The organism is Enterococcus raffinosus, assembly GCF_019175485.1.
Classification (GTDB): Bacteria; Bacillota; Bacilli; order Lactobacillales; family Enterococcaceae; genus Enterococcus_A; species Enterococcus_A raffinosus.
This window is the reverse complement of sequence record NZ_CP072889.1, coordinates 1,092,501-1,107,979: the sequence shown is the minus strand read 5'-3', so window position 1 is coordinate 1,107,979 and position 15,479 is coordinate 1,092,501. Positions and strand designations below refer to the sequence as shown.

The 15,479-nt window shown below is 40.3% G+C and carries 12 protein-coding genes and 2 pseudogenes; 3 read left to right on the top strand and 11 right to left on the bottom strand.

Features of this window, described 5'->3' with window-relative positions; translation table 11 throughout:
• Window positions 1-21: 21 nt before the first annotated feature.
• Window positions 22-1,701 (bottom strand): metallophosphoesterase family protein, encoded by a 1,680-nt coding sequence (locus J9537_RS19945; protein ID WP_218257493.1) that lies wholly within the window; start codon window positions 1,699-1,701, stop codon window positions 22-24.
• Between the two features lie 262 nt (window positions 1,702-1,963).
• Here J9537_RS19945 and J9537_RS19940 point away from each other — a divergent pair, with 262 nt between their 5' ends.
• Window positions 1,964-2,116 carry a hypothetical protein gene (locus J9537_RS19940; protein WP_218257684.1) on the top strand — a complete coding sequence of 51 codons (153 nt, stop codon included), beginning with the start codon at window positions 1,964-1,966 and terminating at the stop codon, window positions 2,114-2,116.
• 61 nt (window positions 2,117-2,177) lie between these two features.
• Here the strand turns inward: J9537_RS19940 and J9537_RS19935 are convergent, their stop codons facing one another.
• The 9 genes and pseudogenes from J9537_RS19935 to J9537_RS19900 form a co-directional block, all read right to left on the bottom strand.
• Window positions 2,178-4,910 (bottom strand): cation-translocating P-type ATPase, encoded by a 2,733-nt coding sequence (locus tag J9537_RS19935; protein WP_218257492.1) that lies wholly within the window; start codon window positions 4,908-4,910, stop codon window positions 2,178-2,180.
• Window positions 4,911-5,107: 197 nt separating this feature from the next.
• Entirely contained in the window at window positions 5,108-6,388 is a 1,281-nt protein-coding gene (locus J9537_RS19930) for an SLC13 family permease (protein WP_218257491.1), read from the bottom strand.
• A gap of 196 nt (window positions 6,389-6,584) precedes the next feature.
• Window positions 6,585-7,751: a sialidase family protein gene (locus tag J9537_RS19925; protein ID WP_218257490.1), complete on the bottom strand. Its 1,167-nt coding sequence runs from the start codon at window positions 7,749-7,751 to the stop codon at window positions 6,585-6,587.
• A 14-nt stretch (window positions 7,752-7,765) separates the two neighbouring features.
• The gene (locus J9537_RS19920) at window positions 7,766-8,218 is read right to left on the bottom strand and encodes a NanQ anomerase/TabA/YiaL family protein (RefSeq protein ID WP_218257489.1); all 453 of its coding nucleotides are present in this window, start codon (window positions 8,216-8,218) and stop codon (window positions 7,766-7,768) included.
• A 12-nt stretch (window positions 8,219-8,230) separates the two neighbouring features.
• Window positions 8,231-9,232, bottom strand: coding sequence for a 4-hydroxythreonine-4-phosphate dehydrogenase PdxA (gene pdxA, locus J9537_RS19915; protein WP_218257681.1), 1,002 nt, complete (start codon window positions 9,230-9,232; stop codon window positions 8,231-8,233).
• A gap of 40 nt (window positions 9,233-9,272) precedes the next feature.
• Window positions 9,273-10,169 carry a 4-hydroxy-tetrahydrodipicolinate synthase gene (gene dapA / locus J9537_RS19910; protein ID WP_218257488.1) on the bottom strand — a complete coding sequence of 299 codons (897 nt, stop codon included), beginning with the start codon at window positions 10,167-10,169 and terminating at the stop codon, window positions 9,273-9,275.
• 20 nt (window positions 10,170-10,189) lie between these two features.
• Window positions 10,190-10,723, bottom strand: a pseudogene (locus J9537_RS20900) (iron-containing alcohol dehydrogenase); the annotation flags it as partial.
• A gap of 36 nt (window positions 10,724-10,759) precedes the next feature.
• A pseudogene (locus J9537_RS20895) lies at window positions 10,760-11,323 on the bottom strand (iron-containing alcohol dehydrogenase); the annotation flags it as partial.
• Between the two features lie 54 nt (window positions 11,324-11,377).
• Window positions 11,378-12,613, bottom strand: coding sequence for a four-carbon acid sugar kinase family protein (locus J9537_RS19900; RefSeq protein ID WP_218257486.1), 1,236 nt, complete (start codon window positions 12,611-12,613; stop codon window positions 11,378-11,380).
• Window positions 12,614-12,781: 168 nt separating this feature from the next.
• Between J9537_RS19900 and J9537_RS19895 the strand changes: the two genes are divergently transcribed.
• Both J9537_RS19895 and J9537_RS19890 read left to right on the top strand, forming a co-directional pair.
• Window positions 12,782-14,566, top strand: a complete 1,785-nt coding sequence (locus tag J9537_RS19895; protein WP_218257485.1) for a sigma-54-dependent Fis family transcriptional regulator — start codon at window positions 12,782-12,784, stop codon at window positions 14,564-14,566.
• 168 nt (window positions 14,567-14,734) lie between these two features.
• Window positions 14,735-15,019 (top strand): porin, encoded by a 285-nt coding sequence (locus tag J9537_RS19890; protein WP_218257484.1) that lies wholly within the window; start codon window positions 14,735-14,737, stop codon window positions 15,017-15,019.
• Window positions 15,020-15,050: 31 nt separating this feature from the next.
• On the opposite strand, the gene J9537_RS19885 is transcribed toward J9537_RS19890, so the two are convergent.
• Window positions 15,051-15,389, bottom strand: a complete 339-nt coding sequence (locus J9537_RS19885) for a hypothetical protein (RefSeq protein ID WP_245001338.1) — start codon at window positions 15,387-15,389, stop codon at window positions 15,051-15,053.
• Window positions 15,390-15,479 lie beyond the last annotated feature (90 nt).

Below are 15,479 nucleotides of genomic sequence, written 5' to 3'. Positions count from 1 at the left end.
ACATTTGTGCTCTTTTTCATCCTAAAGTAAACTCATTAATTCAAATCCAGTATTCACTTTTGAATAAATCGAGCAAACCACAAACAGTTGTTTCCCAGCAAACTCAGTCTTTTTAAATCGACGTGAGGAAGCAGGAATGTGGTGATGTCCATGAATCACTCCGATAATCGGGTATTGTTCAAATAATTTCTCTATTTTCGGCTCTTCACAGCTGTAATCTTTATTGTAAGTATCGCTGGTTTCGGGAAGCAAACTCAGCTCATTGAATAACGGCGCGTGTGAGACAATTACTGTCGGAGTCTCTGAATCTTCTGCCAATAATTTTTCTAATGAATTTAGTATAAATTGCTGCTGCGCTTTTTTTCTCTTGACCAATGCTACAGGAATCGTAAGTCCGATATAACGAACGCCCTCATGAACAACACTTTGATTGTTCAGCACACTCATTTTAGGGAATCGTTCAGCCAGCTCAGCCTCGACCACTTCATAGAATGGATGTTCTCCTGTAGGTAATAAATACCACGCCTCATCTGGGTCCTGCAGCAGTTCTTTAAACCATTCATAATTGAAAAACGGGCGCCACTTCTCCCACTGTACATCCGTTTGATCCGTCGTTTCAGGCAGCACATCCACTAACTCATGCCCGCCGATAATATAAAGACCGGAAACTTCTTCGTCCCTCACATGTGAATCAGAAACATCCCCCGTTAAAATATTGAAGTGACGATTAAGAAACGGCAGCTTCCCGTCTTTGGCATGAATGTCAGAAACCACATTGATCAGATTACGATTTTCCGTTGAATGGACATTTTGAAAATATTTTTCAGCCTCGTCTGGATGAACACTGTGTGCAATATAATTTTCTCGCAGCCTAGATAATTCTTCGCCATATTCAGAGCGTAAAAGAGGTTGCGTGTTTATTACACCTGTGGCGTTTGCTGAAACGAGGGCATTTTCGATTCCCTGCTTGACTTCACTCGGCAATAGTGACAATGCGGATTCAATATCAGAATGAATGGATAAGGTTTGCTCGATTAACTGCTGATCCTGCCCTGCTTTTTCCAGCAACTGTACTTCTTTCCCGTCGATCATTAAAGGCAATGAATTCGCCACTTGCACAACAAAGTTCAAGTATTCAGAAATATAACCGGCGATTCCTGTTTTACTATTTTCACTAAAGAGAAATTTTCCTGCTAGATTGGCAGACAGCGGTCCAGTTTCATCATGCTGCATTAGCCGTCCAGCAATTTGAATTTCCAATAGCGGATTCTGTAAAATGGCATTGTAGGCCTGCTTTACTTCAAATGAATGTTCATCCACTCGCTTGCCGGTCACTTGAAAAATACTTAACGTCAAATATTTTTCCACAGTTGTTTGATGCAGTTCGATATAGCGGCGGATTTCTTCTGGATGAAGCAAATACTGAATCGCCGCTCGTTGAATATAGTTCCGAGCCGTATCATAAGGGATCGCTGAATAAACAAGATCCCCTTTTGAAGAAATAGCCATCGAATGGTTTCTTGTATTGTAGGTTAATTGAAAATAGTCATTTTTAAAGACTGTCTTATTCACAGGTCGGCGTTTATTTTCCGGATAACGCTCGATTCGTTCGGCCAGTGCCGGTTGCAACATTGTTTTTGTTGGTAAAGATGGCATACCTTTTCTGACCATCAATTCTTTCTCATTTTCCTTTGATTTCATCAAAGCACCTCTATATTTAAAGAGAATTAGTCTTCTCTATTTATATAAGTTTGTATAATATCTCCATTATAGCGTTTCTCTTTGTTCCAAGCTTCTGAAATTATCAAATCAATAAAATTTTTTAGGAAATGTCTGCTTCATTGGTTCAACTAATGAATAATAACAAGTAAAACGCACTATTAATTATTTCATTTCCTTATAAATTATTGAAGAGAATGTTTTAGCTTTCAATGTTAGCATAGCCACAGAGAGGGATGAGTAATTGATGGAATTAGTTATTGGAAATGAAATCACCACCTATGATTGCCATGGAGAAAAAGTAACAGGGATCATTGAACAAATTTACGTCAATACAATAATTGTCGGAACAAGTACAGCAAAATACGTATGTCTTAAAAAACAACTTACTGCATAAAAAGAAGGCAACGTACACTGAACAGTACGTTGCTTTCTTGCTTTATAGAAACTCTTAAAAATTACTCAATCACGGCTTCTTCAATTTTTTCGCTAGATAATTTTCGCTGAAGGACCTTCACAACTTCAATGATTGGAATAATTGAGAAGGAGGCTGTGGCAACCACACCCCATTGCATACCGTTTAATGAGGCTACTCGAAAAATATCATTGAGGCCAGGAACTAAGATGATTACTCCCATTAAGGCAAAGGACAGTAAAATTGCCCAATTAAAGGTTTTATTCTGGAAAGGTCCAACCTTGAAGATGGATTGTCTTACAGATTTCACATTAAATGCGTGGAACAGCTGCATAAAGCCAAGTGTCGCAAAGCACATGGTTAAGGCATCGGCGTGCTGCAGCTGATACAAAGCCTGAGCAGAAAGACCTAGCATGTTCAATGCTGTATGTGCAGGATTTTGGATAGCAAACCAATAAACGAATAGCGTAATTCCGCCTTCCAAAATACCTTGATAAATAATGCTGCTAAACACCCCGCCTGAGAATAGATTGGAGCTACGTCCTCTTGGCTTATGACTCATTAAATCTTTTTCAGCTGGCTCCATTCCTAACGCAATTGCTGGAAAAGTATCTGTGACCAAATTGATCCATAATAAGTGGATCGGCAGTAATGTATCCCACGCGAATAAAGTAGCAATAAACAACGTCAATACCTCGCCAAGATTAGCTGCTAGCAAATACTGAACTGTTTTTTGAATATTTGAGAATACTTTGCGCCCTTCTTCAACAGCGACAACGATCGTAGCAAAATTATCGTCTGCTAAAACCATGTCAGACGCCCCTTTGGATACTTCCGTCCCTGTTATTCCCATACCGATACCAATATCCGCTTGCTTAAGTGACGGAGCATCGTTGACACCATCACCAGTCATCGCCACCACTTTTCCTTCTTGCTGCCAGGCTTTTACGATGCGAACTTTATGCTCCGGTGACACGCGGGCATAAACAGAATAATTGTACACCTGTTTCGCGAATTCCTCATCGCTCATTTCATTTAGCTCAGCACCGGTCAAAACGGCATTAGAATTACCCGCGTGAATGATGCCTAAACGAACCGCGATTGCTTCAGCGGTGTCTTTGTGATCTCCGGTAATCATGATTGGACGAATGCCTGCTTCTTTCGCCATCCAAACAGCTTCCGCCGCTTCTTTTCGCTCAGGATCGATCATTCCCACTAATCCAGCGAAACATAACTCATTTTCCAGTACCTCTGAAGTTAGTTCTTGAGGGTAGTCATCAAGTACTTTAAAGCCCATCGCCAGAACTCGTAAAGCCTGCTTCGCCATATCGGTATTATTAAATAGAATCTCCTGTTTCTGCTTTTCCGTCAGCGGAATTTCTTGTTCATCTGCAAATGCGCGATTGGTTCGTTGAATAAGCACATCGGGTGCACCTTTTACCGCCACTAAATATTTTCCGTTAGCTAGTTGATGCACGGTACTCATCAATTTACGATCTGAATCAAAGGGCAATTCCCCTACGCGCGGTTCCTGTTCCAAACGTTCCTTAAGATCGAAGTGCTGATCGATTCCGAACTGGACCAAGGCCGTTTCTGTTGGATCACCGATCAACGTTCCATCTTGCGCAATTTTTGTGTCATTTGCGTAATTCATAATTTTTAATGTCAGATTATCTGCTTCAATTTTTTGTTTAGCAGCTTTTTGCTGAAAGTTGTCATACACTTTTTCTACAGTCATTTGATTCAGCGTCAGTGTTCCTGTTTTATCGGAAGCGATGATGTCGGTACTACCAAGCGTCTCAACTGCTGGTAGTTTACGAATAACAGAGTTTCGCTTAGCCATCACTTGTGTGCCTAAGGCTAAAATAATTGTAACAATTGCTGGTAATCCTTCCGGGATTGCCGCTACCGCTAAGGAAATAGATGTCAGAAGCATATCAACAAAAGAAGTCCCATTAATTAAGGTCCCTACAATAAACATAATAACCGCAATGGCAATAATCGCCATTGTCAAAAACTTGCCAAGATCATTCAAATTATTCTTTAATGGGGTTTCTGTTTCATCCGCTTGCGCCAGCATGTCAGCTATTTTTCCGACTTCAGTACTCATTCCCGTGTTTACTACTACTCCTTTACCACGACCATACGTGACATTACTGTTGGAAAACGCCATATTTATCCGATCGCCAATGCCGATATCACCAGCCGGCAATACGCCTGTTTCTTTTTCTACCGGCACTGATTCACCGGTTAAGGCAGCTTCTTCGATCTTCAATGAAGCTGCTTCCAACAAGCGAGTATCGGCTGGAACAACATCGCCGGCTTCCAATAGTACAATATCTCCAGGAACCAATTCATCACTTTTGATAGATAAGGTGTGCCCGTCTCTTAAAACATTGGCGTTTGGAGTAGACATTTGCTTCAATGCCTCGATTGCTTGCTCCGCTTTCGCCTCTTGAAAAACTCCCATTAGGGCATTAATTACTACAACCAATAAAATAATAATCGAATCCACGATTTCATGAGAAACAATCGCCGAAATGATCGCCGCTGCCAACAAAACTAAAATCATAAAGTCCTTAAACTGTTCGAAAAATTTCACGAGGATGCTTTTCTTTTTGCCCTCTGCCAGTTCATTTTTTCCATATTCCTGCAATCTTTTCTGAGCTTCTTCCCCACTCAATCCGACCATAGAAGATTGCACATCTTGCAAAACACGTTCCTCTGAACAAGCATAAAAGGCCATTGTACTTTGTTTTTTTGTTGATTCTGTCATAACTTCCTCCTTATGTTTTTATAAAAAAAGAAGACCTGCGTATGTTTCAGTCAACATACACAAGTCTCACCGTTTAAGACAGCACCAGAAATTTCTTTCAGGATTGGTGATGCTGCCACAACACTACATTGTCAGTTACTCCCTTATGTGGATTCATTTTTTAATAATTCATTTGGTAAAATAATCATTACGCCCGTTTAATTAAATGGGAACATAACAACAGCACCTACACACAAAGCAACGATTCGGATTAAATACATTGGAACAGAATACAACCAAAATTCAGGAAGTTTGTATTTTCCCATTCCTAAGATCATCGCAGGCATACCGTCAACCGGCATATAGCCGCCATTCCAACCAGAGATTACCACAGCTGTCGCTGCCGCTACTGGATTTATTCCTAAACTGATGCTAGTAGCAATCGCAATCGGTGCGAAAATATAGACCGATCCCATATTTGAACCTGTGAAGGTCGCACACGTACTCGTCAGTAAAGCAAAGATTAAAATCAAGAAGAAGGGATGGATATTCGTTCCCAAGGTTTCTGCTACAAGGTCCCCGATCATTGTGGTGAAACCCGTATTCGCTAATGCGTCCGCTACGCCAATAACTCCGGCCATCATCAAGATTACTGGTGCACCCATGCTGTCTCGTACTTCCTTGAAGTCTAAAACATTCATCACCAATAATATGGCGCCGGCTAGTCCAGGGATTACATAAGAAGCATCCCCAAGTGTGTTCATCATCATCATGCCAGCTACACTAAGAATAAATAAAGCAATCGTTGTGTTTTCTTTCCAAGCTGGCAATACTTCTGTAGCTGTAGTTTCAGTTTTATCTTCTTCACCTGGCTCTGTTATTTCATGATCAGGCAGTAAACGATAAGCAACCAAACTCCAGATCAGAAAGCCCATTGCCAAGATAAAATTGACTACCGCAAACTTCGGCATGGAGATCGTGTCCTTATAGCCTGCCGTTTCTAAAACACTGACCGTCACTCCATAAAAAAGCGCGCAGTTAAAGGGCACAAGCGGATGATTCGTCGCAAAACCTAAAGGCATCATCAATTTAGATGTAGGCATTTTTTTGTTATAAGGAATCATTGATACTAGGGATAAAATAAGTACATAGTAACCAGTAGAGCCTGAGCCAGTCAGACTGGCGCCTAACATCACAACAATTAATAAAAGCGCGTAGCTCTTATAACCGCCGCGATTCACCAGCGAAATCATCGCAGACTGCACGCGGCTGATCAGCGTGGTTTTCATCAACCCGGCCATGACTACCATAAATCCGGCAACCATAACGACACTCGAATTAATAAACCCGGCAAAAGCCTCTTGAACAGTCGATAAACCAGTAACTACCAATAATAGGCAAGCTAACAACGGGGGTGCGCCAAAGGCCAATTTGTCTGACATGATCAAAACAATCATGAAAATCAAAATACCCAGGGCGAGAATCATTTGTATTGTCATTTTTGTATTCTCCTTTAATAAAACTGTTTTTCACTTGTTGTTGCTCCACAAGGCAATGGCTTTTGTCTTATGGAGCCCCACTAAACGCAATTCTAAGTCCTGAGCAGCGGTCGCTCTGCAGCGCAACACACTGATGCTGGAATTTTACAACCTTAACTTGAAAAATCTTTCACTATATAACCACGAACACCTATTTCTAAACGCCTTCTCCTGAGGTTGGATTATAGACGCCTTCAGCTTCTCTCTTTTCACCAAACAACTCTTCAACTGTGAACCGTACATACTTCACACATAACCGATTTTTATAGGCATAAACCAAATGTAGAATTCCTTTGCTGTCTTGATACAAGGTCGGATATTCATGCTGAGAATTATTGGTTTTGTTTTCGATCCCAATATAGCCTTCCGCCGGTTCAAAAACTCGTCCTATCGGCCAAGTCTGTCCCTGATCTTCGGAAATAGAGATAGCGACGGGATTACGTAAGCCTGGCCAAGCAACTTTACCAAACTCGGCATTATTGGCAGCGTTCACATTATAAGCTAAAGCGGTTTCGCCTGATTGCAGCTTAATTGCACTTACACTGGCATTATTATTCGGTAAGACGGTCGCTTCAGGTACTGTCCAAGTATCTCCGTAGTCAAAGGATTCACTCTTATACACATGATCCGCGAAACGACTGCGCATAAAGGCGACTAAATGTCCTTCTTCCATCTCATTCAAATTGGCATGAACCCGCCCATTACTGTCAGGCATCCGAACCGCTTTCCAAGTTTTCCCCTGATCATCTGAAACTTGGAACTCTGTTGGATCGTTAGTCAAACCTTCAGGCGAGTCTTCACATAGCCAGGTACTGAAGATCCAGCGGCCGTTACTTAATATTTGAATCGCTTGCCGAGAAAAAGTTCCTTCCTTATTAAACAGAACTTCAGGTTCACCCCAGCTTTGACCTTCATCCGTTGATTTTTGAACCATGATGATAGAGGTGAACTGCATGTTGTCTTTCCCCTCTTGGCGACTCAACTGAGAAGTATAGATCAACCAAATATCGCCATCTGGCGCTCTGAAGAATGCAGGATTCTGTTCACTGCGATCTTCCCCGCGAGAAACAATTTCTGCTTCAGACCATTCTTGTGTTTCAGGGTCAAGCTTAGATACAGCGATAGAAATATCCCCGCTGCCTTCGAAACTTCCAGCAAACCAAGCACACAGCATGCCGCCATCCTTCGTTTCAATCAATGCAGGCGCATGAGCCGTCGCTTTTCCGCCTGTGGGAATCAATGCAAAATCGATATTCATAAATTCGTCCCGATAAACGACCCCATTCGGTTCAGATTGTCTCACTTTTGGTAGTTCTTTCGTCATTCTTTTTCCTCCTTTTATTTTGTATTAAGCTCCAACTTAATAACAGCTTTCGTAAAATGTAGCGGCTGATCCACATGAAAAACCGCCTGATGACCATCCCAAGGGAAACAAATATACGCCATGCCTTCCGAGATTTTCATCTTATGAGTATTTTGTCCTGTAAATTTCTGTACATCCTTCTCAGGGTCGTAGGGCAAAACCTCCGTTAAATCCGCTAGTCTATTCCAGGCAATATACTCCTCGCCCTTTAAGACAATTTGGAGATCTGCATATTTTTGATGTGCTTCAAATTGCGCTTCTTCGATAGGTTTGGTCACTCCTTCTTGAAAGAAGAAGTAACCACCCTTGAAGAAATATTTTTTGCCAAATTCCTGCTGTTGAATACTTTTCATCGCCTCCACGGCTTCAGGAATCGCCGGAAATAGCTTGTTATAGTGGGTTAAATTCGCTACAGCATCAATAATCATTTTCACACCCTCCTAAGAGTTTTCAGCTAAACGAATCGCGTAATCAATCGCATTTTCAAGACTGAATTCGCTGGCCGTCCATTTACCTGCCTGATCAAAGGCCGTTCCATGATCGACAGAAGTACGGATAATCGGTAATCCTAGCGTAATATTTACACCCTTAACAGCTTCCCAAGCGCCAGACTTCTGATCATAAACAAAGCCTAATGTCTTTAAAGGAATATGGCCTTGGTCATGATACATCGCTACAACAATGTCATACATTCCACCATTTGCTTTCGAGAAGACTGTATCTGCTGGCAGTGAACCGAATGCCTGTATCCCTTCTGCTTGAGCTGCCTCAACCGCTGGATTAATCTCATTGATTTCTTCTTGTCCAAACAAACCGTTTTCGCCGCAGTGTGGGTTTAGTCCCGCCACAGCAATTCTTGGTTCCTTGATTCCTAGATTCTTACAGGCCTGATCAGCGATTCGAATGACATCCAATACTCGTTCCTTGGTTGCCAAATCACACGCATCTCTTAAGGAAACATGGGTTGAAACGTGAACAACACGCAAATTGCCATCAGCCAGCATCATGGTATATTTTTCCGTATTCGTTAAGTCCGCATAGATTTCGGTATGACCGGCATAATGATGCCCCGCCGCATTCATTGCTTCTTTATTTAACGGATTGGTCACGGTGCCATCGACTTCTTTGGCCATCGCTAATTCAATGACTTTTTTTACATATTGAAACGCGGCATCGCCCCCAACCTCGGATACTTCACCTATTGAAAAATTCGACATGTCTACGATTGCCAAATCAATCAAGTCAATGGTTCCAAAGGAGAACTTCGCTTCACTTGGTTTTTCAACTACATGGATTGTCAGCTTCAACTCTGGATGCTTTGCTAAATAGTAAGCCAATACACTTTTGTCTCCAATCAATATTGGATGACAGCGGTCATATAATTCTGTCTTGTTAAAGGCCTTAATTGCGATTTCGGGCCCAATCCCAGCAGGGTCACCCATCGTAATGCCAATAATTTTTTTCACGTTGACTTCCCCCTTCTTATTTCATGCCCTTTGCTTTGTTTTCAGCAATTACTTTTTTCAAGGCTTCTGTCGCTTCATTTGACACTTGATTGAAAGGTGCACGGCATTTGCCTACCGGATACCCTAGTAAACCAACCGTATGCTTCACAATCGTATTAGGATTACCAAATTTAAAGCAATCTCTAAAGGAACGGACCGAATCTTGATAAGTTCTCGCTTCTTCGATGTTTCCCGTTAAGAACTGTTCATAAATTTGTGCCATCACGAATGGATAGATATTTGAGCAGCCTGCGATCCCACCTTGACCACCAGCGAACAAGGTCCATAAAATTAATGAATCATTGCCTGAGAGTACAGCAAAATCGGCGCGATCCCGTGTTTGTTCAATATACTGTAAAATATTATCGAAGTTCCCACTGCTATCTTTCACACCAACAATGTTTTTGATCTTGCTTAATTTTCCAACCGTGGCTGGTGCAAGTGCATTTCCTGTTCGAGCAGGAATATTATAGAGAACAATCGGCATATCAACATTCTCAGCGACTGTTTTAAAATGGGTGTACAATTCATCCTGCGAAGCTGCGGCAAAGGCCGGGGTAATAATAGAAAGTACGTCAACGCCAATTTCCTTTGCTTTTTGTGACAAGCGGATCGTATCCTGTGTCCCTATCAATCCAGTCGATGCGTAAACTAGAACTCGCCCATTGACCTCTTCTACCGCAACCTTCATAATTTCACCTTTTTCTTCTTCTGAAAGAATGTAGCCTTCGCCATTTGTTCCGAAAACGAAGATTCCATGTACGCCCCCGTCGATCAACCGATTGATTTGTACTCTAAACTCTTCATAATTTACACTTTCGTCGTCATGCATCGGTGTCAAAATCGGCGAAATGATTCCTTTGATTTCTGTCATTTTTTTCTGCTCCATTCCTACTATAAAATTTCCAAATAGATATTTTTTGCATCTTCTGGTGTTACTTCCCGTTTGTTATTGACTAATAATCGTGTGACTTCCATTCCCGCTGCTACCAGATCATCCAAATCCTCCGCAGGTACATCAAATTCCTTTAAGCTTGTTGGAATTTCTAACACCTTAACGATATCTTCCAGCTGCGCTAGCATATACGCTGATTTCTCCTCTATTGAAAGCTCCTTATTCCCGTCTTTGATCACACGGTCATAGGCTATTGCCAAGAGATCCTTGATTGCCGGCTGATTGAATTTCATTACCGGTGTCAACAGCATCGCGTTGGAAACACCATGAGCAATGTGGTATTTTCCTCCCAATGGATAAGACAACGCATGAACCGCAGTTGTACCAGAAGAAGTAATCGCTACACCTGCATAGAAGGAACCTAGCAACATCTTGCTTTTGGCTTCTAACGCTTCTGAATTTGTACAAGCTTCAACAATATTGTTCATAATCAAATCAAGTGCTTCGAGTGCGAAAGTATTGCTGATGGGATTGGCTTTCACTGAGGTAAAGCATTCAATCGCATGACATAAAGCATCCACACCTGTCGCAGCAGCAATTGGTTTTGGCAGATTCTTAATCATACGGCTCTCTAAAATGACATAGTCCGCAATCATTTCAGGATTTACGATGCCAATTTTTAGTTTTTTTTCTGGGACTCCGACAATACTGTTTGGTGTTGCTTCAGAGCCTGTTCCAGCTGTCGTTGGAATCATTAAGCTTTGGACCTGCTTCTTCGCTAATAAAGGATTATCTAAAAGCTCTTTGATCGTATAATCGTCCGTTGCTAAGATCGAAGCAAGTTTCGCCACATCCATCACGCTGCCGCCGCCAATAGCGATGATGAAATCTGCTTGCTCTTTTTTGAAGATATCCACCATCGCTTGTGCCTCATTGTAGTTAGGCTCTGCGGGAATTTCTGATATGACTACATACTTGATCCCGGCCTCTTCGATTAATGACTTAGTCTGTTCGGCTAAGCCTGCTCCTAAAATTCCTTTATCAGTAAAAATCACGATTTTTTTTACATCTTTAGCGATAATACATGCCAACTGTTCGATAGCATGTTCGCCAGCAATAATATTTTTCGGCATTTTTAAACTATAATCTATAAGCATTCCGATTCCTCCTAAATATTCTCTTTTTCTCTATTCTGTTAAGTGACAGATTTCTTCAAATAGTGCTTCATTTCCGAAGCCGCCTGATTTGGTAATCACCTGATTTTCTTTTTCTTGCCAAATAATTGTTGAAAGGACGACTCCGGGGCTGATTTCAGCGATTGGTTTTATCTGATTGATTCCTAAGACATTCATTGATTGAAACAGTGTATCTCCTCCGGTGAATAGGAAGGTATTCTCCGTATGCTCCGACCATAATGCCTGAGTAAGTTCCCCCAGCGCTTGTCCAATTCTAAACCGAAAATCCGTAACATCCTGTCCTTGCTCATTACTAACTAATTCAATTCCTCGACTAGTCTCTTCACTTAACGTTTCAAAAAGAATCAATGACTGGTCTTCAAGCAATGACAGATAGTCGGCAATTTCTTTTTTTCCTTCCTTGGACCAATAGTTCTGTTGCAATAACTGATGAGGTCTTAAGGAAATTCGAGGGTAATTTTTTTTTTCAATATAATCGACTTGCTTGCGGGTTACTGGATTAACACTTCCACAAATCACCACAAGCGGCTTCTTCAATGAATACTCGTGGGACTCCACTTTAGAAAAAAGCTTTGTCGCCAATACTTTTGCAAATCCTGCGCAGCCAATGGAGATAGATAGTAAGTTTGCCTTCTCTAATAGAGTGGCTTGCTTTTCTAAATCCTCGTCTCTTTCAGCATCAAAGACAAGAACACCCTTTAATGTATCTGGCAATAGTTGATTTTTTATCAACTGCCCCTCTATATTTGCCTCTTTCTTTAATCGTCGTAGCACATTACTTTCAATTACCGGTTCATAAGGATCTTTTGCAAAGACACTTTGCGAAACTAGTACCCGATCGATATATAAATTGCCATTAATCAATACCCGATTCATTTCGGGATAAGCTGGTAAAAACGGGATCGCAGTTGTTTGACTAGCATCTAAAACAGCTTTGATTTCAGCACTGATATTTCCTCTTAATGCTGAGTCTACCTTTTTGTAAATAAAAGGAATCTTCATTTTTTTAGCGCTTACAATTAAGTCGCGGATTATTTTGTAAGCCTCATCATTACTCAGGTAACGACTTTCTGTATCAATCACCAATACTTCTATGTCTTCATCTACTTCATTAGTATTGATTTCTGTATTCGTTGAGACGAGCGTCGAAATTCCCTGTTTCGAAAATTGAACTCCCGTATCCAGCGCCCCTGTAAAATCATCTGCGATCACTAGCAGCTTTATCATCCGTTCACCACCTTAAATTTCATGTTTTCATTTTAGCCTGCACACTCGATCAATGATATTCAAAAATAAAAAAAACCGTTTAACATTGAAACGTTTTCTCCCTATCAATATATTTTAGAGAAAAAGTCAGATATAATTGTTACTATATGAAACACTAGGAGGAATACGATGTCAGCAAAAATTAAAATTTTAGGGATTGCTCCTTACGAAGAGCTAAACAATTCAATGAGTGTTGTCAGCAAACAATTTAAAGAGGTAGCGTCGGATATCTATACTGCTGATCTGAAAGAAGGGCAGCAAATTGCGACAAAACTTTTTAACAACAACTACGATGCCATCATCTCCCGTGGTGGAACGGCTGATTTAATTCGACAGGTGGTCTCTATTCCAGTTATTGACGTATCTATTTCCATCTATGATATCCTTGGCACCATTCGGCTAGCTCGAAATTACACAGAAAATTTTGCCATTGTCGGCTATGCCAGCATCACTGAAATGGCTCACCTATTATGCGATATTTTGGGCTACAACATTAAAATCATCACACTGGACGATAAGACTGATGCGAGTATGACTTTGGATGTTTTAGCTGAAGAAAATTACGAAATGATTTTATGCGATGCAATTACAAACCGTTTAGCCTTGACAAAATCTATCAATACCATTTTGATCACATCAGGATTTGAAAGTGTTAAACATGCTTACCAAGAAGCTTTAACGATCGCAAAGCATTTAAAAAAGGTCCAACATAACAAATTAGTACTAGAGGAAAGTATGAAGCAACAAAAACAAGAATTAATCATTTATGATGCGACATTTCACGTCCATTACTCCAATGTTTCCAACGATTTATCGAACACCATCGCAAAATTTCTAAGCACAAAAAAAGACAGCATTGACGAAAATCAATACTATCATACCTATAAAAACAACGTCTATATGATTACCATCAAAAAAATTCGCGTTGATGATGCAACCTATTTTAGCTGTACCTTGAAGCTCTCGACACCACCAATCATCAATAATCGTTTTGGAATCTTTTATCAAAAGCCAGTAGAAGTTGCAGAGATGTTTACTAAAAAGCTGATGTTTACACAATTCATTCAGGAGGAAACAAAGCAGAAGCTGCAGCAAGTAAATAACTTCTATCACTCGCTTATTATTGCGGGTGAGACAGGTACAGCGAAATCTAGTATTGCCTATCAAGCCTTTCTAAATCAAGAAATTCATACGAACCAACTGATTTCAATTGACACCAAACTAATGAATGAGAAAATGTGGAAATTTCTCGTCAATCCAACGAATGGCCCTTTGGTAGATGAAAATAACACATTACTATTTCAAAATGTAGAACAGCTTTCTATTCGAGATGTAGAACAACTGATTACGATTGTAAAAAATACGAAGCTGCTGCAGCGAAACAATCTGCTGTTTACCTATAACACTAATAACGCCAGCGAAGAGAAAATTTATCATCGATTGCTTTTCGAGCTTAACTGTGCTAGCATCTACGCACCACCGATTAAAGAACGAAAACATGAGTTAAGTGTAATCACAACTCTGCTATTAAACAAAATGAATATTGAATGCAATAAAGACATCATTGGCTTTGACCCCAAGGCGATGAAGGAGTTTTTGGCTTTTGATTGGCCGGGGAATTTTAACCAATTGCAATCTGCTATAAAGGAATTGGTAATCACTTCCACTACTCACTATATTTCTGAGCACCAAGTTATTCAACTGCTTAGAAAAGAACGCTTGATTCAAAATTTTTCCATTGCTCATTCAGACAGCTTCCATCTACAAACAAAGGTGGAAAAGCCAACTTTGTTTGATTATTCAAAGGAAATCATTTTAAATGTCTTGGAGCAAAATAGCGGCAATCAAACCAAGACAGCTGCACAATTAGGAATCAGCCGCACCACTCTTTGGCGATATTTGAAAGATGAATAGCTTTCTATAAATATGAGCTCTTGTGGAAAGAATAGATTTGATTAACTATACATACCCAAGCATCGGTTTTCCCTAGTTTTTTAAAATGTTTAAAAAAATGGAACGTCCCTCCTTCACCTTTCTTTCGTATAATAAAAGAAGAAACGAAAGCCTTAAAGGAATCAGGTGATGATCTTGGAAAAATATGTATATTTAACTGTACTGTCCTTTTGTATTTTTCTACAGCGAATGTCATTCATCAGCTTTTCAGTCTTTTTACTATTATCTGGTATTATCTCTGGGATCGTCGCTGGTCGTGTGTTCCTTTTCCGTAAATACGAGCTATTTCTATTCTTTTATAAAGATACATTGCTGAGTGAAAACGGAAAGATTATCGTCTTATGTACAAGTGTTGTCCTATATATCCTTTCTCTATCTTTCATTGCTATAGGCTCCTGGCTGTGTGTCCAATAATCTTTCGTTTACTAAAAAGAGGAAGACTGTCTTAGTCTTCCTCTTTAATAGGTACTTCTTTTTTCTTGTACTCTCTCATATTTACCACAAGAACATCCTCTTTTGATAAACATAATTCTTTTATCAGCAACGACTGCATTTCCTCTTTAGTGATAACGGATTTCCCCTTAAAAACACCCTCACCATATACTTCCCAAGCTGCTGCTTGTTTTATTTTCGGATGTTGAAGGATATTAGGCGCGGGCGCTACCTTTATCGAAACAATCAAATCATAGGTGACAACGTCCGCCTCTGTTTTTTTTGATTGCTTAATAAACAGAACGATTATGACGATTGCAGCTATTAAACTAAAAATCAAAAATATCTTCATCGTTTCTCCCACCCCACGATACTCGTCCTTCACGCTTTATCTCAACCAACTATTTTTAAGAATCTGTAAAACCATACCCATGAATCACCT